Source organism: Streptomyces sp. NPDC020965 (assembly GCF_044333555.1).
Taxonomy (GTDB): Bacteria; Actinomycetota; Actinomycetes; order Streptomycetales; family Streptomycetaceae; genus Streptomyces.
Window position 1 is genome coordinate 125,381 of record NZ_JBIRRE010000015.1, and the last position, 19,344, is coordinate 144,724.

At 71.7% G+C, this 19,344-nt stretch carries 17 protein-coding genes and 1 pseudogene; 7 read left to right on the forward strand and 11 right to left on the reverse strand.

The window, feature by feature from the left end:
• Positions 1 to 176: 176 nt before the first annotated feature.
• Complete coding sequence (locus ACH4S7_RS33335) at positions 177 to 1,067, reverse strand: LysR family transcriptional regulator (protein WP_398525117.1); 891 nt, start codon at positions 1,065 to 1,067, stop codon at positions 177 to 179.
• A gap of 94 nt (positions 1,068 to 1,161) precedes the next feature.
• On the opposite strand from ACH4S7_RS33335, the gene ACH4S7_RS33340 reads away from it, so the two are divergent.
• From ACH4S7_RS33340 to ACH4S7_RS33350, 3 genes are read left to right on the forward strand one after another with little or no spacing between them, the layout of a single operon-like run.
• Positions 1,162 to 1,881: a succinate dehydrogenase cytochrome b subunit gene (locus tag ACH4S7_RS33340; RefSeq protein WP_398525118.1), complete on the forward strand. Its 720-nt coding sequence runs from the start codon at positions 1,162 to 1,164 to the stop codon at positions 1,879 to 1,881.
• A 1-nt stretch (position 1,882) separates the two neighbouring features.
• Positions 1,883 to 3,829 carry a fumarate reductase/succinate dehydrogenase flavoprotein subunit gene (locus ACH4S7_RS33345; protein WP_398525119.1) on the forward strand — a complete coding sequence of 649 codons (1,947 nt, stop codon included), beginning with the start codon at positions 1,883 to 1,885 and terminating at the stop codon, positions 3,827 to 3,829.
• Positions 3,826 to 4,572: a succinate dehydrogenase/fumarate reductase iron-sulfur subunit gene (locus tag ACH4S7_RS33350; protein ID WP_398525120.1), complete on the forward strand. Its 747-nt coding sequence runs from the start codon at positions 3,826 to 3,828 to the stop codon at positions 4,570 to 4,572. The genes ACH4S7_RS33345 and ACH4S7_RS33350 overlap by 4 nt, the downstream gene beginning before the upstream one ends.
• A 66-nt stretch (positions 4,573 to 4,638) precedes the next feature.
• Here ACH4S7_RS33350 and ACH4S7_RS33355 read toward each other — a convergent pair whose 3' ends face one another.
• Positions 4,639 to 6,978, reverse strand: a complete 2,340-nt coding sequence (locus ACH4S7_RS33355) for an ATP-binding cassette domain-containing protein (RefSeq protein WP_398525121.1) — start codon at positions 6,976 to 6,978, stop codon at positions 4,639 to 4,641.
• A gap of 304 nt (positions 6,979 to 7,282) precedes the next feature.
• A complete protein-coding gene (locus ACH4S7_RS33360; RefSeq protein WP_398525171.1) occupies positions 7,283 to 8,323 on the reverse strand; it encodes an MsnO8 family LLM class oxidoreductase in 1,041 nt (346 codons plus the stop codon).
• A gap of 59 nt (positions 8,324 to 8,382) precedes the next feature.
• Here ACH4S7_RS33360 and ACH4S7_RS33365 point away from each other — a divergent pair, with 59 nt between their 5' ends.
• Entirely contained in the window at positions 8,383 to 8,877 is a 495-nt protein-coding gene (locus ACH4S7_RS33365) for a hypothetical protein (protein ID WP_398525122.1), read from the forward strand.
• A 142-nt stretch (positions 8,878 to 9,019) separates the two neighbouring features.
• On the opposite strand, the gene ACH4S7_RS33370 is transcribed toward ACH4S7_RS33365, so the two are convergent.
• Positions 9,020 to 9,235, reverse strand: a complete 216-nt coding sequence (locus tag ACH4S7_RS33370) for a dodecin (protein ID WP_398525123.1) — start codon at positions 9,233 to 9,235, stop codon at positions 9,020 to 9,022.
• Between the two features lie 194 nt (positions 9,236 to 9,429).
• On the opposite strand from ACH4S7_RS33370, the gene ACH4S7_RS33375 reads away from it, so the two are divergent.
• Entirely contained in the window at positions 9,430 to 10,689 is a 1,260-nt protein-coding gene (locus tag ACH4S7_RS33375) for an extracellular solute-binding protein (RefSeq protein WP_398525124.1), read from the forward strand.
• A 221-nt stretch (positions 10,690 to 10,910) separates the two neighbouring features.
• Here the strand turns inward: ACH4S7_RS33375 and egtD are convergent, their stop codons facing one another.
• The 6 genes and pseudogenes from egtD to ACH4S7_RS33405 all read right to left on the reverse strand — a co-directional run bounded on the left by egtD (position 10,911) and on the right by ACH4S7_RS33405 (position 17,144).
• Positions 10,911 to 11,876 carry an L-histidine N(alpha)-methyltransferase gene (gene egtD, locus ACH4S7_RS33380; RefSeq protein ID WP_398525125.1) on the reverse strand — a complete coding sequence of 322 codons (966 nt, stop codon included), beginning with the start codon at positions 11,874 to 11,876 and terminating at the stop codon, positions 10,911 to 10,913.
• A complete protein-coding gene (gene egtC, locus ACH4S7_RS33385; protein WP_398525126.1) occupies positions 11,873 to 12,628 on the reverse strand; it encodes an ergothioneine biosynthesis protein EgtC in 756 nt (251 codons plus the stop codon). The genes egtD and egtC overlap by 4 nt, the downstream gene beginning before the upstream one ends.
• A complete protein-coding gene (egtB, locus tag ACH4S7_RS33390) occupies positions 12,628 to 13,956 on the reverse strand; it encodes an ergothioneine biosynthesis protein EgtB (RefSeq protein WP_398525127.1) in 1,329 nt (442 codons plus the stop codon). The genes egtC and egtB overlap by 1 nt, the downstream gene beginning before the upstream one ends.
• A 287-nt stretch (positions 13,957 to 14,243) precedes the next feature.
• Positions 14,244 to 15,506, reverse strand: a pseudogene (gene egtA / locus ACH4S7_RS33395) (ergothioneine biosynthesis glutamate--cysteine ligase EgtA); the annotation flags it as partial.
• Positions 15,507 to 15,935: 429 nt separating this feature from the next.
• Entirely contained in the window at positions 15,936 to 16,403 is a 468-nt protein-coding gene (locus ACH4S7_RS33400) for a type II toxin-antitoxin system PemK/MazF family toxin (protein WP_398525128.1), read from the reverse strand.
• Positions 16,404 to 16,445: 42 nt separating this feature from the next.
• Positions 16,446 to 17,144 (reverse strand): alpha/beta fold hydrolase, encoded by a 699-nt coding sequence (locus ACH4S7_RS33405; protein WP_398525129.1) that lies wholly within the window; start codon positions 17,142 to 17,144, stop codon positions 16,446 to 16,448.
• Positions 17,145 to 17,274: 130 nt separating this feature from the next.
• On the opposite strand from ACH4S7_RS33405, the gene ACH4S7_RS33410 reads away from it, so the two are divergent.
• Entirely contained in the window at positions 17,275 to 18,297 is a 1,023-nt protein-coding gene (locus tag ACH4S7_RS33410) for a LacI family DNA-binding transcriptional regulator (protein ID WP_398525130.1), read from the forward strand.
• 225 nt (positions 18,298 to 18,522) lie between these two features.
• The gene (locus ACH4S7_RS33415; RefSeq protein ID WP_398525131.1) at positions 18,523 to 18,846 is read left to right on the forward strand and encodes a hypothetical protein; all 324 of its coding nucleotides are present in this window, start codon (positions 18,523 to 18,525) and stop codon (positions 18,844 to 18,846) included.
• A 2-nt stretch (positions 18,847 to 18,848) separates the two neighbouring features.
• Here the strand turns inward: ACH4S7_RS33415 and trxA are convergent, their stop codons facing one another.
• Complete coding sequence (gene trxA / locus ACH4S7_RS33420) at positions 18,849 to 19,244, reverse strand: thioredoxin (RefSeq protein ID WP_398525132.1); 396 nt, start codon at positions 19,242 to 19,244, stop codon at positions 18,849 to 18,851.
• Positions 19,245 to 19,344 lie beyond the last annotated feature (100 nt).

The following is a 19,344-nucleotide window of genomic DNA, read 5'->3' on the forward strand; positions in this document are numbered from 1 at the left end:
AGTTCTCCCGTCCGGGCGACCTCCCGGAGGTAGCCGGGGGTAGCTGAAGTTCAGCCCCTCCGGGGGGGGGGACCCCCAGCGGGGCTGATTCAGCTTGTCTGGAGGTGGCCGGGGGAGCTGCAATTCAGCCCGTCCGGCGATTGAGGACGGACCCTCCACCCCGTGGAGCCGGGCCGTCACCCCGCCCCCGCCCCCGCCCCCAACAGCACCCGCTGCAACTCACGCGCCGCCCTCGGCGGAGCCACATCGCTCCGGTGGGCCAGGGCGATCGTGCGCCGCAGCCCCGGCCGGGCCAGCGGGGTGACCCGGAAGCCCGGACCCGCCCGGCCGGCCACCATGCTCGGTACGACGGCCACCCCCAGGCCCGCCCGGACGAAGCCGAGCACCGCGTCCATCTCGCCGCCCTCCACGGTGAAGCCCGGTTCGAAGCCCTCCGCCCGGCAGGCCGCGACGGTCAGCTCCCGCAGGTCGTACCCGTGCCGGAACATCACCAGCGGCTGATCGCGAAGGTCGGCGATCCGCATCGGCCGGCGCGGCGCCTTCGCCGAGGTCGCGGAGACCACCACGAGGTCCTCCCGCAGCAGCTCCACCGTGGTGAGCGCCGGCGACGCGGGCGGTAGTGGCAGCACGACCAGGGCCAGATCCAGCGCGCCGCGCGCCAGACCCCGTACGAGATCGTGCGAGCCGCCCTCCTCGATCAGGAGCTGGATGCCGGGGTGCCGGTCGTGGAAGACCCGCAGCACCTCAGGCAGCAGCCCGGTGCAGACACTCGGTGTCGCGCCCAGCCGCACCCGGCCGCGCCGGAGCTGAGCCAGCTCCTGCACCTCGTGCCGTGCGGTGTCGGCGTCGGCGAGGATGCGCCGGGCCAGCGGCAGCAGCGCCTCGCCCGCCTCGGTGAGGGCGATATTGCCGCGGGCCCGGCTGAAGAGCTCCGCCCCCAGCTCGCTCTCCAGGCTCTTGATCTGCTGGGAGAGCGACGGCTGTGAGACATGGACCCGCTCGGCGGCGTGGGTGAAGTGTCGGGTCTCGGCGACGGCCACGAAGTAGAGGAGTTGCTGGAACTGCATCCCTCCAGCATAGGTCCACGATAGGCAGAGCCTATGGAGATCAGCCAGATCATGTCTTGGACCTCTGGAGCCCTCCACGCCTACGGTTCCTGACATGGCTCTGGCAACACGGACGCGGCACCGACCGGCGGATCGAAAATCGTCGCCCAAGCGCACCTTCTGGGGATCGACGGTCGGCAAGAAGACGGTGATGGCCGTCAGCGGGCTGCTCATGCTCGGCTACCTCGTCGCCCATGTGATGGGCAACCTCAAGGTCTTCTTCGGCCCGGCGGAGTTCAACGAGTACGGCCACTGGCTGCGCACCATGGGCGCCCCCGTCCTGCACCAGGAGTGGGCCCTGTGGATCGTCCGGTTCGTGCTGCTCGCCGCCGTCATCCTGCACGCCGTCGCCGCGTACCAGCTCAGCCGGCGCGACATCAAGGCGCGCCCGACCCCGTACGCGCACAAGCGGAAGCGGTCGAGCTACGCGACCCGCACCATGCGCTGGGGCGGCATCATCGTCGCCCTCTTCATCGTCTGGCACATCCTCGACCTGACGACGCTGACCGTGAACGAGAACGCACAGCCGGGACGCCCGTACGAGAACGTCGTCGCCACCTTCTCCACCTGGTACGGCAACGTCATCTACATCACCGCGATGCTCGCCGTCGGCCTCCACATCCGGCACGGCTTCTGGAGCGCAGCCCAGACGCTCGGCGTCGGCAACGCCGGCCGCGACCGCGCCCTCAAGGCCGTCGCCAACGGGCTCGCGCTGGTGCTGACCGCGGGCTTCATCGCGGTACCCGTCGCCGTCATGATCGGAGTGGTGAGCTGAGATGAGTTTCTCCGACTACGAGACCGGTGCGCCGATCTCCGACACCAAGGCCCCCGACGGGCCGATCGCCGAACGCTGGGACCGCCGCCGCTTCGAGGCGAAGCTGGTCAACCCCGCCAACCGCCGCAAGCACACCGTCATCGTCGTCGGCACCGGTCTCGCCGGTGGCGCGGCCGGTGCCACCCTCGGTGAACAGGGGTACCACGTCGAGCAGTTCTGCTACCAGGACTCGCCCCGCCGCGCCCACTCCATCGCCGCCCAGGGCGGCATCAACGCCGCCAAGAACTACCGCAACGACGGCGACTCCGTGCACCGCCTCTTCTACGACACCGTCAAGGGCGGCGACTTCCGCGCCCGCGAGTCCAATGTGCACCGACTGGCACAGATCTCCGTCGAGATCATCGACCAGTGCGTGGCCCAGGGCGTCCCGTTCGCCCGCGAGTACGGCGGACTCCTGGACACCCGCTCCTTCGGCGGCGTCCAGGTCTCCCGCACCTTCTACGCCCGGGGCCAGACCGGTCAGCAACTCCTCCTCGGCGCCTACCAGGCGCTCTCCCGGCAGATCGCCGCGGGCACGGTCACCCTGCACGCCCGCACCGAGATGCTCGACCTGATCGTCGTCGACGGCCGGGCCCGCGGCATCGTCGCCCGGGACCTGATCACCGGCGAGATCTCCAGTCACTTCGCCGACGCGGTCGTCCTGGCGAGCGGCGGCTACGGCAATGTCTTCTACCTGTCGACCAACGCCATGAACTCCAACGCCACCGCCGTCTGGCGCGCCCACCGCCGGGGCGCCCACTTCGCCAACCCCTGCTTCACCCAGATCCACCCCACCTGCATCCCGCGCACCGGTGACCATCAGTCCAAGCTGACGCTGATGAGCGAGTCGCTGCGCAACGACGGCCGGATCTGGGTGCCGAAGGCCCAGGGCGACCAGCGACCCGCGAACGAGATCCCCGAGGACGAGCGCGACTACTACCTGGAGCGGATCTACCCGGCCTTCGGCAATCTCGTCCCGCGTGACATCGCCTCCCGCGCGGCGAAGAACGTCTGCGACGAGGGCCGCGGCGTCGGCCCCGGCGGCCAGGGCGTCTACCTCGACTTCGCCGACGCGATCGGGCGGATGGGCCGGGCGAAGGTCGAGGAGAAGTACGGCAACCTCTTCGACATGTACGAGCGGATCACCGCGGAGAACCCGTACGAGGTCCCGATGCGGATCTACCCCGCCGTGCACTACACGATGGGTGGACTCTGGGTCGACTACGACCTCCAGACCAGCATCCCCGGCCTCTTCGCCATCGGCGAGGCCAACTTCTCCGACCACGGGGCCAACCGGCTCGGCGCATCGGCCCTGATGCAGGGCCTCGGCGACGGCTACTTCGTCCTGCCGTCCACGATCAACGACTATCTGGCCCGCGCCCCGCTGGCCGACCGCCCCGACGCCTCCCACCCGGAGGTCGCCGAGGTGCTCGCCGAGACCGAGGACCGGCTCAGGCTGCTGCTCGCCGTCGACGGCGACCGCACCCCGGACTCCTTCCACCGGGAGCTGGGCGAGCTGATGTGGGAGTACTGCGGTATGGCCCGCACCGAGGCGGGCCTGCGCAAGGCCCTCGACCGGATTCCGCAGATCCGGGAGGAGTTCTGGCGGCGGATCAAGGTCCCCGGCACCGGCGAGGAGTTCAACCAGTCGCTGGAGCGGGCCAACCGGATCGTGGACTATCTGGAACTCGCCGAGCTGATGTGCCTGGACGCACTGCACCGCGCCGAGTCCTGCGGCGGCCACTTCCGTGAGGAGTCGCAGACCCCCGATGGCGAGGCCGCCCGCCGGGACGAGGAATTCGGCTACGCCGCCGCCTGGCAGTTCACCGGGACCGGCGAGGCGCCCGTCCTGCACAAGGAAGACCTGGTCTTCGAGTACGTCCACCCCACCCAGCGGAGCTACGCATGAAGCTCAACCTCCGCGTCTGGCGTCAGCGCGACGCCGACGCGCCCGGCGCGATGGCGATCTACGAGGTCGACGACATCTCCGGGGACATGTCGTTCCTGGAGATGCTCGACACCCTCAACGAGGAACTCACCCTCCGCGGTGAGGACCCGGTCGCCTTCGACCACGACTGCCGCGAGGGCATCTGTGGCGCGTGCAGTCTGGTCATCAACGGCGACGCGCACGGACCCGAGCGCACCACCACCTGCCAGCTCCACATGCGCTCCTTCCAGGACGGCGACACCATCGACGTCGAGCCCTGGCGGGCCGCCGCCTTCCCAGTGATCAAGGACTTGGTGGTCGACCGCTCCGCCTTCGACCGGATCATCCAGGCCGGCGGTTACGTCAGCGTCCCCACCGGCGCCGCGCCCGAGGCCCACGCCACCCCCGTCCCGAAGCCGGACGCCGACTTCGCGTTCGAGCACGCCGAGTGCATCGGCTGCGGGGCCTGTGTCGCGGCCTGCCCCAACGGCTCGGCGATGCTCTTCACCTCGGCGAAGATCAACCACCTCAATGTGCTGCCGCAGGGCGCGCCCGAGCGGGAGACCCGGGTGCTCGACATGGTGGCGACGATGGACGACGAGGGGTTCGGCGGCTGCACCCTGACCGGCGAGTGCGCCACGGCCTGCCCCAAGGGCATTCCGCTGCCGTCGATCGCGGCCATGAACAAGGAGTGGCTGCGGGCGAACCGCAAGTCCAGGCGCTGACCCGCGGACGCCCTGACGGTGGCCACCGAGCCGGGGGCCACCGTCAGACCTGCCCTGAGAAACGCCTCAGCCGCCCAGCCGCCGCGCCAGATAGGGCGAAGTACGGCTCCCGGCCGCCGACGCCACCTCGGCCGGGGGGCCGGCCGCCACGATCCGACCGCCCTCGTCGCCCCCGCCAGGGCCGAGGTCGATCACCCAGTCCGCGCCCGCGACCACATCCATGTCGTGCTCCACGACCACCACCGAATGCCCCGCGTCGACCAGCCCGTGCAACTGGCGGACCAACACCTCCACATCGGCGGGGTGCAGACCGGTCGTCGGCTCGTCCAGGACGTAGAGGGTGTGGTCGCGGCGCAGCCGCTGCAACTCGGTCGCCAGCTTGATCCGCTGCGCCTCACCGCCCGACAGCTCGGTCGCCGGCTGTCCCAGCCGCAGATACTCGAGCCCCACGTCGAGCAGTGCGCCCAGGCTCCGGGACGCGGCCGGCACATCCGCGAAGAACTCCGCCGCCGCCTCGACCGTCAGATCCAACACCTCGGCGATGTGCCGCCCCGCGTACCGTACGCCCAGCGTCTCGGGGTTGTAGCGGGCGCCGTGACAGTCCGGGCAGGGCGCGTACGTACTGGGCAGGAAGAGCAGCTCCACCGAGACGAAACCCTCGCCCTGACAGGTCTCGCACCGTCCGCCCGCCACATTGAAGGAGAACCTGCCCGCCCGGTAGCCACGGGCCCGCGCCTCATCGGTGGCGGTGAAGAGCTTCCGTACCACGTCGAAGAGACCCGTGTACGTCGCGAGATTGGACCGGGGCGTCCGGCCGATGGGCTTCTGGTCCACGGTCACCAGCCGTCCCACCCCCGGCAGCCCGGCCGTGATCTCCCCGATCAGGGTCGACTTGCCGGACCCCGAGACGCCGGTGACGGCGGTCAGCACCCCGAGCGGCAACCGGGCCGTCACCTCCCGCAGATTGTGCCGGGTGACCGGACCGACCCCCAGCCAGCCGGCGGGTTCCCGCACCGCCCCGGCCCGTACCGGCGCGCGGTCGAAGAGGAAACGGCGGGTCGCCGACTCCACCACCCCGGCCAGCTCCGCGACCGGACCGCTGTGCAGCACCCGGCCGCCGTGCTCACCCGCCAGGGGTCCCACATCGACGATCCAGTCCGCGTCCCGCACCACATCCAGCATGTGCTCCACCACGAACACCGAATTGCCGGCCGCCTTCAGCCGCTCCAGGACCACCAGCAGCGCCTCGGTATCGGCGGGGTGCAGCCCCGCCGACGGCTCGTCCAGGACGTACACCACACCGAAGAGCCCGGACCTGAGCTGGGTCGCCAGTCGCAACCGTTGCAACTCGCCGTTGGAGAGCGTGGGCGCGGCACGGTCCAGGGCGAGATAGCCGAGTCCGAGTTCGGTGACGGTGGCGATCCGGGCCAGCAGATCGGCCGTCAGCACCCGGGTGGTCCCATCGCCGTCGGCGGAGCGGAGCACCTCGGCGAGCGCGGTGAGCGGCAGCGCGGCCAGCTCCGCGATCGTCCGGCCCGCGAAGGTCACCGCCAGCGACTCCGGCCGCAGCCTGCCGCCCGCACAGAGCGGGCAGGGCGCGCTCGTCAGGAAGCGCTCCGCACGGGCCCGGAGCGCGGTGCTCCGGGAGTCGGCGAAGGTGTGCAGCACATAGCGCCGGGCGCTCATGTAGGTGCCCTGGTACGGGCGCTGGATGCGGCCCGCGTCCCGTACCGGATGGACGGTCACCACCGGCTGTTCGTCGGTGAAGAGGATCCACTCCCGGTCCTCGGGCGCCAGCTCGCGCCACGGCCGGTCGACGTCGTGTCCCAGCGCGTCCAGCACATCGCGCAGATTCTTGCCCTGCCACGCGCCCGGCCAGGCGGCGACGGCGCCCTCCCGGATCGACAGCGAGGGGTCGGGGACGAGCAGCTCCTCGGTGGTGTGGTGGACGCGGCCCAGACCGTGGCACTCGGGGCAGGCACCGGCCGCCGTGTTCGGCGAGAAGGCGTCCGAGTCCAGCCGGTCAGCGCCCGCGGGGTAGTCGCCGGCCCGGGAGTACAGCATCCGCAGGGAGTTGGAGAGCGTGGTGACGGTGCCGACCGAGGAGCGCGAGGTGGGGGACGACCGGCGCTGCTCCAGCGAGACCGCGGGCGGCAGCCCGGAGATCTCCCCGACCTTCGGCGCGCCCACCTGGTGGATCAGCCGCCGGGCGTAGGGGGCGACCGATTCGAAGTAGCGCCGCTGGGCCTCGGCGTAGATGGTGCCGAAGGCGAGCGAGGACTTGCCCGATCCCGAGACACCGGTGAAGACGACCAGGGCGTCGCGCGGGATGTCGACATCGACACCGCGGAGATTGTGCTCCCGGGCGTCCCGTACGCGGACGAAGCGGTCGTGAGGGCTGTGCATATTGCCTGATTCTAGGTGTCGACCCTGGTCAGGGGCGCGGCGGAGGTCTCTTGGCGCCGTCCCGGACCCGCTGCTTCAGGCTGTCGGACGACCGGGCGGTGACGGCTCGGACCCGGTGCTTCAGGCTGTCGGACGACCAGGTGGTGACGGCTCGGACCCGGTGGTCCAAGCCGTCGGACGACCGGGCGTGGCGGCGCTCGGACCCGGTGGTCAGGGCGCCGGACGACCGGGCCGCGACAGCCTCGGTCGGGCTGGTGCAAGGCGTCGGACGACCGGAATCCCGGTGCCCGGGGGCTCGCCACCCTCAGCCGCGCCGGCCCGCCCCGGGCCCCGCCGTCGGTCCGAGCCCGGCGAGCCCCGCGAGCCTCCCGTACGAGTCCAGCAGCGCCGCTCGGTCGTAGGTGCTGGTCGTGACCAGCACCTCATCCGCCCCGGTGTCCGCGATCACCGCCGCCAGGGCCCGCGCCACCCCCTCTTCCGTCCCCGCGATGTGGCCGCGCAGCCCCGCCTCGTAGAACTCCCGCTCCCGGGCCGTCATCGTCAGCCCCTCGATCCGCTCGGGCGACGCCAGCGGGGGAAAGTCGCCGTGCGTCCGGGAGTACGCCATCGACCATGCCTCGGGTATCAGCAGCCGGTGCGCCGCCTCCTCCGTGGCCGCGACCGCGACGGTGCCCGAGAAGATCACATACGGCCGGTCGGACCACCGTGAGGGCCGGAACGCGCTCCGGTAGCCGTCGATGGCCGCCAGCATCCGGTCGTGGCCCCGGAAGGCGCCGATGACCAGCGGCACACCGGCCGCCGCCGCGACAGCCGCGCCCTCGCCGGTGGCCAGGACGTACGGGGGGACCCGTAGCCCATCGGCGGGTCGGGCCCGTACTCCCGGGTACGCGGTCCCGCCGCCCGAGAACCACTCCAGCAGCTCCGCCAGCAGCCCCGCGAAGTCCTCCGCGCCGTTCTCCTCCCGGCCCAGCGCCCGGCGCACCCCGTCCGTGAAGCCCACCGAACGCCCGATGCCCATGTCGATCCGGCCGGGGTGGAGCGATTCGAGCACCCCGAACTGCTCGGCCACCACCAGCGGCCGGTGGTTGGGGAGCATCACCCCGCCCGTGCCCACCCTGATCACCGAGGTCGCGGCGGCTACGGCTGCCGCCAGCACGGTCGGCGCCGAGCCCGCCACCCCCGGCACCCCGTGGTGCTCGGCGACCCAGAAGCGGTGGTACCCCAGCGCCTCCACCTGCTGGGCGAACCGAACCGTGTCGCGCAGGCTGGTCGCCGCGTCCTGCCCCTCGCGGATGCGGGAGCGGTCGAGCACGGACAGCGGCGTCGCCGCGAGTACGGAGGTCACACCTGGATCAACACGCACGCCGCGCCACGATTCCCGAACACACTCCCTAGGCTGAGCATGTGACTTCGAACAGCAGGCCGATGGCCGTCTTCGACCTCGATGGAACGCTCGCCGACTCCGCGCACCGCCAGGGTTTCTTGGAGCGCCGGCCGCGTGACTGGGAGGCGTTCTTCGACGCCGCGCCCCACGACCCGCCGCTGCCGAAGGGGGTGGCGCTCTGCCGGGAGGCGGCGGGGGAGTGCGAAGTCGTCTATCTCACAGGAAGGCCCGAACGCTGTCGGCAGGACACCGTCGAGTGGCTCGCCGGGCAGGGTCTTCCCGAGGGGAAGTTGTTCATGCGACGGAACGCCGATCGCCGGCCCGCCCGCATCACGAAACTGGAGGTTCTGCGCCGGCTGAACCGGGACCGGGAGATCCGGATGCTGGTGGACGACGACGAACTGGTCTGTGCGGAGGCGCGGCGGGCGGGCTTCCGGGTCGTCCGGGCGACCTGGGCGGCGGAGGCCGCGACCGAGGCGATGAAGGAGGCGCAGGAGCGGGACGGCCGTACCTGAGAACCGCTGACCAGACCCCCCGGCCGCGGGGGTTCCGAGCCGTCTCCGGAACCCTGAATTCCGGTCCCGGTAAGGCCGACCGGCCCGCGCGGCCCCCCGCCCCCGCCCGGTGGTTTCCCCGGCCGGGGGCCGCGCGGCGGGGTCAGTCGCCGTCCTCCAGGCGGAAGCCGACCTTCAGCCCCACCTGGTAGTGCTCGACCGCTCCATCGGTGATCTGGCCACGCACCTGGGTCACCTCGAACCAGTCAAGACCCCTCAGCTTCTGGCTCGCTCTGCTGATGCCATTTCGAATGGCTTGATCAACTCCATCGGTGGAGGTGCCGACGATCTCGGTGACCCGATAAGTGTGATTGGACATGTGGTCGAACTCCTCTCGCTACACTCTCTCCACATGCTCTCCACCGTGCCCCACCAGGAGGCGGTGCGCGAGGCGGCGATTACCAGGGCTTGACCGGCAGTTTGGTACATACCAAAATCCAGCCAACCCGTGCGAGCCTGGAGCGCGCTTCCCCCCATCGGGTACACGTTTCCATGCCCTCGAAGGTGAACGCTGTGAATATCCGCCCTCTCCCCCCGTTCGTCGCACTGGTGTGCGCCTTCGCGCTCACCGGCTGCGGCCTCATGCCGGGCTCTGGGTCCGACACCACGACCCTCCGGATCTGGCTGATGAAGGACAGCGTCTCCGACGACTTCCTCAAGCGCTTCACCCAGCAGTACGAGAAGGACCACCCCTCCGTGAAGCTGGAGGTGACCTTCCAGGAGTGGACCGGCATCGGCAAGAAGGTCAACGCCGCCCTGGAGGGCACGGAGGAGACGCCCGACATCATCGAGGTCGGCAACACACAGGTCGCCCAGTACGCCGAGAGCGACGCCCTGATGGACCTCACCCTGGAGTCCGTACGGGACCTCGGCAGCGAGGACTGGCTGGAGGGTCTCGCCCAGCCGGGCAACATCAACGGCTCGCAGTACGGCATTCCGTGGTACGCCGCCAACCGCGTCGTCATCTACAACAAGGACCTCTTCGAGGCCGCCGGAGTCAAGCCCCCCAAGTCCCGGGAGGAGTGGCTGGAGACCACTGAGAAGCTCAACGACGGCGGTAACCAGGGCATCTACCTCGCCGGTCAGGACTGGTACACGCTGGCGGGCTTCATATGGGAAGAGGGCGGCGAACTCGCCGTCGAGCGCGGCGGTGCCTGGGAGGGCACGCTGCACACCAAGGCCGCCCTGCGCGGCCTGGACTTCTACAAGGAGATCCAGGCGCTCGGCAAGGGCCCGAAGAACGGCGACGAGCGGACGCCGCCGCAGGCGAACGTCTTCGCCAAGGGCAATGTCGCCCAGCTCATCGACAAGCCCGGCGCCGCGGGCGTCATCGAGGAGGCCAACCCGAAGCTCAAGGGCAAGCTCGGCTACTTCCCGATACCGGGCAAGTCGGAGAACAAGCCCGGCGCGGTCTTCACCGGTGGCTCGGACCTGATCATTCCGACGAAGGCGGCCCAGCGCGGTGCCGCCGTCGAGGTCGTCAAGGCGCTCGCGAGCGAGCGTTGGCAGACGGACCTGGCCCGGACGATGGACTACGTGCCCAACAAGAAGACCCTCACCAGCGTCATCCAGGGGCGCGAGGGCACCTCGGCGATGGCGAAGGGCGCGGCGGCCAAGGGGAGCAGGGCGACCCCGAACTCTCCCAAGTGGGCCAATGTCGAGGTCGACAACCCGATCAAGCCCTTCATGACGATCGTCCTCCAGGGCGGCGAGGCCGCGCGCGCCGCACGGCAGGCGTCGGAGAGCATCACCTCGATCCTCGCCCCGGGCTGAGCCCCGGGCCGATCCTGCTGGCGACGGGTCAGATCAGATCAGATCAGATCGGGTGGCACGGGACCGGCGGACCGCAGCGGATCCGCCCCGATCCGATCCGCTGCGCCCCATCCCCTCTGAGCGAGCCGCGCACCGGGCGGCCCGTCCCCGGATCTCCCGGGGACGGGCCGCCCTCATGTGCACGTCCGGCCGTCAGCGGCCGGGCCGCACCGCTCCGGCGGTCAGGGCCCGACAGTCGCCAGCGAGAGCGCGAACCGGCCCGCCGCGTCCGTCCACCATTCGGTCAGGTCAAGACCGGCGTCGGCCAGCTCCCCCCGCACCCCCTCCCGACGGAACTTCGCCGACACCTCCGTCCGCAACTCCTCGCCCTCCTCGAAGGGCACCACCAGATCCAGCTCCGGGATCTTCACGGTCAGCGCGGAACGGGCCCGCAACCGCATCTCGATCCACTCCCGCTCCGGATCCCACAGCGCCACATGGTCGAAGTCGGCGGGGTCGACATCCGCGTCCAGCTCCCGGGCCAGGACGTTGAGCACGTTCTTGTTGAACGCGGCCGTCACCCCCGTCGCATCGTCGTACGCCCGCACCAGCACCTCCTCGTTCTTCACCAGATCCGTCCCCAATAGCAGCGCGTCGCCGGGTTCCAGCAGGGCCCGGACCGAGCGCAGGAAGAGCGCCCGCTCGGCGGGCAGCAGATTGCCGATGGTGCCGCCGAGGAACGCGACCAGCCGCGGCCCCGGCGACCCCGGCAGGGCGAGACCCCGGGTGAAATCGGCGATCAGTGCGTGCACATGCAGCCCGGGACGCTCCGCCAACAGCGCCTCCGCCGCGCCCGTCAGCGCGCTCTCACTCACATCGACCGGCACATAGCTGTGCAGCGCGGGCAGTGCGTCCAATAGGTGCCGGGTCTTCTCGGAGGAGCCCGAACCCAGCTCCACCAGGGTGCGCGCCCCGGTCGCGGCGGCGATGTCGGGCGCGCGGGCGATCAGGATTTCCCGCTCGGCGCGGGTGGGGTAGTAGTCCGGCAGTCGGGTGATCTCCTCGAACAGCTCGCTGCCCCTGGCGTCGTAGAACCATTTGGGCGGCAGTTCCTTGGCCGTACGGGTCAGTCCGGCCAGCACATCGGCGCGCAGGTCGGCACCGGCGGTGTCCTCGGGCAGGGTGCGGGTCAGCAGGAACGGGCTCACGCGGGGGACTCCTTGAGCGGGGAGAGGAGAACATCGGTACGGGTGGCGATCAACAGGGTCCGGTCCGGCACCTCGCACCAGCGGGGATCATCGTCGTACGGCTCCGAGGCCACGACCACCCGGCGGCCGGGGTCGGCGAGCCACCACAGGGAGTCGCCCCAGGCGGTCGCCGCGATGGCCAGACCGTCGGTGAGCAGGAAGTTGAACCGGGAGTCCGGGGCCGCCGACGCCGCCTCGCGGACCGTGTCGCCGAGCGCCTGGCCCAGTTCGTCGCCGTCGCGCAGCCGGCGCAGCACCAGCGCCCACAGCAACGCCGAGTCACAGCGCGCCTCCAGGGAGAGGAGCTCCGCCGTGGGCAGCGTCCGGGCGAGTGGCGCGAGCGAGCCGGGCCAGCCGCCCGCGGCGCCGTTGTGGCTGAAGAGCCAGGGGCCGGAGGCGAACGGCGCCGCCGCCGCCTCGCCGTCGGCGCCCGCCACGGTGGCGTCGCGCACCGCGGCCAGGAACGCCCCGGCGCGCACCACCCGCGCGAGATCGGCGAAGGAGAGATCGGCCCAGATGGGGCCCGCGCGCCGGTAGCGCGCGGGCACCGGATCGCCGTCGGCGTACCAGCCGACTCCGAATCCGTCCGCGTTGACCGTCCCGTTGCGCTGCCGGCGCGGTGCCCAGGACTGCCGGAACAGCCCGTGCGCCGGGGCCACCAGCAGCTCACCGAGCGGGATCGGCGCACCGATGGAAGCGATGTGCCGGCACATCAGGCCGCACCTCCCCGTGGCGGGACTTCCTGTGGCGCGGCGTCCCGCGCGGTACGGAACCCGGCGAAGATCTGCCGCCGCACCGGCAGGTCCCAGTTGCGGAAGGTGCCCCGGACGGCGACCGTACCGACGCCGAACGACCCGCCGCGCAGCACCTTGTGCGCGGGACCGAAGAACACCTCCGAGTATTCGCGGTACGGAAAGGCGACGAAGCCCGGATAGGGCAGGAAGTCGCTGGACGTCCACTCCCAGACATCGCCGATCAGTTGCCGGACCCCGTACGCGGACTCGCCGTCCGGATAGCTGCCGGCCGCGGCGGGCCGTAGGTGGCGCTGTCCGAGATTGGCGTGTACGGGGGTGGGGTCGGCGTCGCCCCAGGGGAAGCGGCGGGAGCGGTCCGCGGCCGGATCGTGGCGGGCCGCCTTCTCCCACTCGGCCTCCGTGGGCAGCCGCCGTCCCGCCCACCGGGCGTAGGCGTCCGCCTCGTACCAGCTCACATGGAGGACCGGCTCGTCGGCCGGCACCGGCTCCGTCACCCCGAAGCGGCGGCGCAGCCACTGCCCGCCCTCCCGCCGCCAGAACAGCGGCGCGGTGATGGCGTGCTGGGTGAGCTGTTCGAACCCTTCGGGCGCCCACCAGCGGGGGTCCCGGTAGCCGCCGTCCTCGATGAAGGCGAGATAGGCGCCGCAGGTCACCGGCGTGGTGTCGATACGGAACGCCGCGAGGGTCCGCTGGTGCGCGGGCCGTTCATTGTCCAGTGCCCACGGTTCGGCCGATGTCCCCATGGTGAAGGGGCCGCCGGGGACGAGCACATCGGCCGGCAGGTCCCGGTCGCCGTCCCCCGGGGGCTCCGGTGCGGTCAGCGCGGCCGGTCCGCCGCGGAGCTGGTGGGTGATGAGCATCGTCTCGTCGTGCTGCTGCTCGTGCTGGGCGATCATGCCGAAGGCGAAGGCCGCGTCGACCAGCGGGTCGCCCTCCAGCGCGGTGGTGTCGAGGATGTCCAGGACCCGGCCGCGCACGTCGGACGCGTACCCCCGTGCCTCGGCCGGGGCGAGCAGGGGCAGCGAGGGGCGCGCGGCGCGTGGATGCTCGAAGGCGTCGTAGACGGAGTCGATCTCCGGTCGCAGGGCCGCCCGCCCGCCGACCGTGCGCAGTAGCCACTGCTCCTCCTGATTGCCGATGTGCGCCAGGTCCCAGACGAGCGGGGACATCAGCGGTGAGTGCTGGGCGGTCAGCTCGTGGTCGTCGACGCAGTCAGTGAGCGTCTCGGTACGGGCCCGTGCGGCGATCAGCGCTTCCAGGGCGCGCAGCCGGAGGTCCTCGGTCATGAGCCCGACTCCTTCCCGAGGTCACCCGACGCGTTCCCGGATCGGTCCCGGACCTCGTCGGAGGTGTTCGTACGACGCGCCGGCCCGTCCGGGCTCCGGCTCCGTCCATGGGCGGCCGGATCCGGTCCGCGTACGCCGGGATCCCGGGTGCCCGTGCCGGCCCGCCCGTCCCACGGGCCCGTCAAGGACTCCAGCGGGCCGGAGCCGTGTCCTCGCCTCCGTACGCCGGAACCTGGCCCTCGTACCCCCGGCCCCCGTATCCCCGGGGACTGCCCGAGCGCGCCGGGATTCCGCCCCAGCGACGGCAGGCGCAGATCGTCGGCGGGGCAACGCCCCGGCAGCACATGGCGTTCGGTGAAGCCGGCCACGGCCGCGCACACCTCGGCGGACGCGCCTATGCGGGGCAGCGCCTCCAGGGCGAGGGAGAAACAGCTCACGGCCGCCGCGTGCAGCTCCGGATCGGCCAGACCCCACCGGGCCGCGCCGACCCAGAGCGGATTGGTCGGCGCGGGCAGCGAACCCGCGTACTCCGCTAGGGGTTTGACCGTCCGGTAGACCGTCTCCGCCGCCTCGGGATCGTCGAAGAGTGCGGCGGTGACCGCGAGCGGCACCACCCAGCCGTGCTCGCCCGGCTGCGCGTCGATCATGCGCAGTTCGAGGTGGCCGCGTGGCCGTACGGGCGGGAAGAGGGTGGTCAGGTGGTAGTCGAGATCCCGCCGGGTCGGCGGGCGCGGGGCGCCGGAGCGCAGCCAGGCACGGAAGGAGAGCGCCTCGGGCCGTATCCACGGCTCGTCGTCCATCCGCACACACATCACCGGCGCGTCCAGGGCGTGCGCCGTCCAGGCCGCGCGGGGCTCCCGGTCCAGGGGTGGTGAGACCGGCCGTACGGCGTCCAGATCGGCCCAGACCGCCTGCCGGGTCGAACGCCAACCGGTCCAGCGGCCGGACCGGGCGGGGGAGTTGGCGAAGGCGGCGGTCAGCACCGCGCCCAGCAGATGGGCGAGCTGCCAGCGCCGGCCGTACCCCAACGGCCCCGGCTCCTCGACACCGGCGTCCAGACAGACCTGGACCGAGGCGGAACTGCACATCATGGCCCGACCGGACGGCCCGGTCCGGTCCAGATACGCCTCCATGGCGTCGTAGCGGGGTTCGTGGAGCACCCTGCGGGGCGGCTGCCAGGGGTCGAGCCCCAGTCCGGTGAGGGTGAGACCGGTCGGCCGGAGCGCGGTGCGCACGGCTTCCAGATCGGCCGAGACGGAGTCCACACACTCCATCAGAGAGGTGGCGGGGAGCGAGCTGAGCTCCAACTGGCCACCGGGCTCGAAGGTCAGAGCCGACTTCAGAGGCAGGGAACGCACCTGGTGGTGGGCGGCCGTGAGACGGTCGGCCGGGACGGGGCGCTCCGGGTCGCGCTGTTCGTGGACGAGCCATTCCAACTCCACGCCCAGGGTGCGGGGCGGGCCGTTCTTGAAGCAGATACAGCGCAGGAGGTCCTCCGCCTCCGCTTCCTTGATGGGCCGGTCGTACTCGCCGGCATCAGGTGGACACATGATCGGCTCCTGTCCCATGCCTGTTGAAGGCACTCTGCCAACCTAAAGCCACCCTCGCGGGTTCGCACAAGAGTGCCCCGGGGCGCGGCACCCCCGGCCCGGCCTGGGCGTCCCCCGGCGCACCGGTCGCCCGCCGCAGGTCACCGGCTGTGCGTGCGTGAGCGCACGCGGGCGGTGTGTTCCCCGGCCGCCCAGGAGGTTTCTTCTCAGCCGGCGGGGGGCCACGGACAGGTCACCGGGGGAGCGGTCGACCGTTCGGGTGCCGCCCGCCGGGGGGGCCTGTCCGTGGCCCCCGCGGGGTCTTCCACGAGGTCTTTTGCTCGGTGGGCGGTACGGCGCCGGTGCGGTGCGGTGCGGTCGCGGTCGACGGCTCGGCGAGCCGTACCGCCTCAGCTCCAGCCGTACCGCCTCGGTTCCTGCCGTACCGCCTCAGCTCCAGCCGTACCGTTCCCGCAGTCGCCCGACGACCACGTCGAAGCGGGCCCGGTCCAGCGCGCACGCCTCCCGCCGCATCCCCGCCTCGTGCACCCGCAGCACCCGGTCCAGGTCGACCCAGGACGCCCGTCCCTCCCGGTCCCACTCCCCGGCCCCGATCGGCACCCAGTCACGGTCCAGATCATGACGTTTGCTGGAGAGGCGCACCGCCAGCAGGGTGCCCGCCGCCTCCCGGGCGACGATCAGCACCGGCCGGTCCTTGCTCCGCCCGTCGTTCTCCTCGAACGGCACCGAGGTCCAGACGATCTCGCCCGGATCGGGAGCGCCGTCACGGTCGGGGGCGTACGAGGTGCGGACCGCCCCCACGGTCGAGGCATCGGCGTCGGTGGTGGCCGTCGGTCCCGTACGGCCGGGCTGCTCGAAGTCGTCGGCGGCGCCTGACGCGCCGGGGGAGGTCGTCACCGTTCCACGGTAGAACGCACCGGCCCGAAGCGCCGCTACGGCTCAGATCCAGCCCTCCAGGGACGCCATGAATCCGTCGAAGTCATCGCGGTGGATGGTGTGCCCGGCGCCCGTGACCTTACGGACCTCGAATCCGCGCTCGCTGAGCAGCGCGGCCCGCTTCTGCGGGACCAAGGAGCTCGGATCGGCGATCGGCACCAGCGACGGCACCACAGGACCTGCCGGCAGCAGGTCCTTCCCGGTGATGTCCATCAGCCCATGGGCCGTCGCCTCGTCCCACGCCGCGACGGACTCCACTTCGATGTCCACATCGACTTCGTCCCAGCCGGGATTGGCCGTCCGGATCTGCTCCCGGGTGAACCTCTTCGCCCGGGTGAACAGTTCGGGCCGATAGCCGGCGGCACCGTCCGGCAGGTACCAGACCGGATCCGCGTACACCGCGCGCCGGGGTGCCAGTTCCCGTACCGCCAGGGAGAGCGTCAGCGCGCCGAGCGAGTGACCGATCGCCACCTCGGCGCCGCCCGGCAGGGTCTCCACCAGATCGTCGGCGTACGAGCGCGTCGCATAGGAGTCGGCCCGGCCGCTCGCGCCGTGACCGCGCAGGTCGACGGCGAGCACCCGGTAACCCCGCTCGGCGAGCGCGGGGCCCACTCGCCGCCAGGTGCGGTGGTCGGCCATGATGCCGTGGACCAGGAGTGCGAGGCGGTCGCCCGCGCCCCAGGTGGTGGTGTGAAGCCGCACGTCGATGCCTTTCGGTACGGATGGCTGTCCGCACCAGCATGACGCGGTGAAGATCGCCCGGACAGGGGGTGTGCGGATCCGGCCATTCGACGGCCGGCGCCCGGGGGCGCTCTGGCAGGATCGCCGGGCGATGAGCCAGCCACCCAAGCAGTCCGCAGCGCGCTCCGTTCCCACGAGTGCCGATGTCGCCCGATTGGCGGGGGTTTCCCGGGCCACCGTCTCGTACGTCCTCAACAACACCTCGTCGGTGCGGATCAGCGAGCCCACCCGCCGCCGGGTCCGGGAGGCAGCCGAGGAACTGGGGTACGTGCCCCACGCCGCGGCCCGCAGTCTGCGGGCCGGGCACACCCGGATGGTCCTGTTGCCCACGGCCGCCTTCCCGGCCGGCCCACTCCACCAGCGGTTCCTCAACGAACTCCAGCGGGCGCTGCGCGGACTCGACTACACCGTCGTGCAGTACGGCAGCCTCGGCCTCGGCGGCGACGACGCGGCCCGCGCCTGGGCCGAGCTGCGCCCCGTGGCGGTCGTCTCGCTCGGCGTCGCCGGGCTCAGCCCGCACGGCGTCGCCGTACTCAAACGCTCCGGCGCCCGAGCCGTCATCACCCTCGCTCCCCGGCCGGTGGAAGGCGCGCACTCCCTGGTCATGGACCAGCGCGCGGTCGGGAGCTGCGCCGTCACCCACCTGATCGAGCGCGGCCGGCGCGCCATCGGGGTCGTCATGCCCCGCGAGGCCGGACCGGACCTGCTGTCCGAGGCCCGCATCGAAGGCGCCCGACGGGCCGCGGCCGGCACCGGTGCGCGGATCGAACCCCTACCGCTGTCGTACGACGAGGAGGCGGCGGCGGCCGTCGCCGCGCGCTGGCGGGGGCTCGGCCTCGACGCCGTCTACGCCTACAACGACGACTACGCCATGCTGCTGATGCGCGCCCTGCAGGACCGGGGCGTCGACGTGCCGGGCGAGACCGCGGTGATCGGGGCGGACGACCTGTTGCTGGGCAGACTGCTCAGGCCCCGGCTGAGCACGGTGCGTGTCGATATGGTGACCGGACGACGCCTCGCCGACCTTGTGGACCGCGCGGTGCGGGATCCGGACGGTGCGCCGGAGACGCACGAGCTGATGGGTGTCAGGGCGATCCCCCGCGAATCAAGCTGATTCCGCGCGAGCCAGGGGCTGCGATGCCTGCCCACGGGTCCTGCCGGCCCCCTCCTGGCCCGTACGGGGCGCTCGGCTTCCCCCGCTCCCCTCCCGCATTGACGACTGCCGCCGCGCGGGCCCCGCGCACCTCATCAGCTCCGACGATCAAGAGCAGCTCCGATGATCAAGAGTCACCGCGCTCCTGGGATGCGGGCGGGGCGGAGCCTGCCTAGCGTCGCTGACATGAGCCGCAACAGACACACGGACACCGCCCCGGAGCGCTTCGAGATCCTGCTGGTGCCCGAGCACGTCGAGGGCGAGGACACCCTGCCGTCGCCGACACGGGCCGCGATCCGCTCCGCCGTGGTGGCGGCCACGGGTGAGACCGGGGCCTCCGGCTACCCGCGTTACGCGGGCGCGGGCATGGTCGCCGACATCGACCCCGAGACCCGCACGGTCGAGGCACTGCTCGTGGACGGTGCCGAACTGGACTACGGCCTCACCGTACGGATCGCCGACACGGCCGTGCCCCCGCACGGAGGCAGGGGCACCGGGCCGGTCGTATGAGATCAGGGCTGTGCTGGGCCCTCACCCTGGGCCGCAGCGGCCTCGGCCGCCTTGATCGAGTTGCGTACCTCGTCCATGTCCAGCGCACGGGCCTGGCCGATCACATCCTCCAGCGCGGCCTCGGGCAGTGCGCCCGGCTGCGCGAAGACCGCCACGTTCTCACGGACGATCATCAGCGTGGGGATGGACTGGATCTCGAACGCCGAAGCGAGCTCCTGCTGGGCCTCCGTGTCGACCTTCGCGAAGACGAGGTCGGGGTGGCGCTCGGCGGCTCCCTCGTAGACGGGGGCGAACTGCCTGCAGGGGCCGCACCACGACGCCCAGAAATCGATCAGTACGAAGTCGTTGTCGGAAACGACCTGATCGAAGTTCTCCTTGGTGAGCTCAACAGTGCTCATGACGTGTTACCTCTCCCTGATGTCCGGTGGACTCGCCCCGCACAACCGTGTCCGGGGCGTCGCTATTCCTCCCCCTGCCCGTGTGGCCAGGAGGCACACC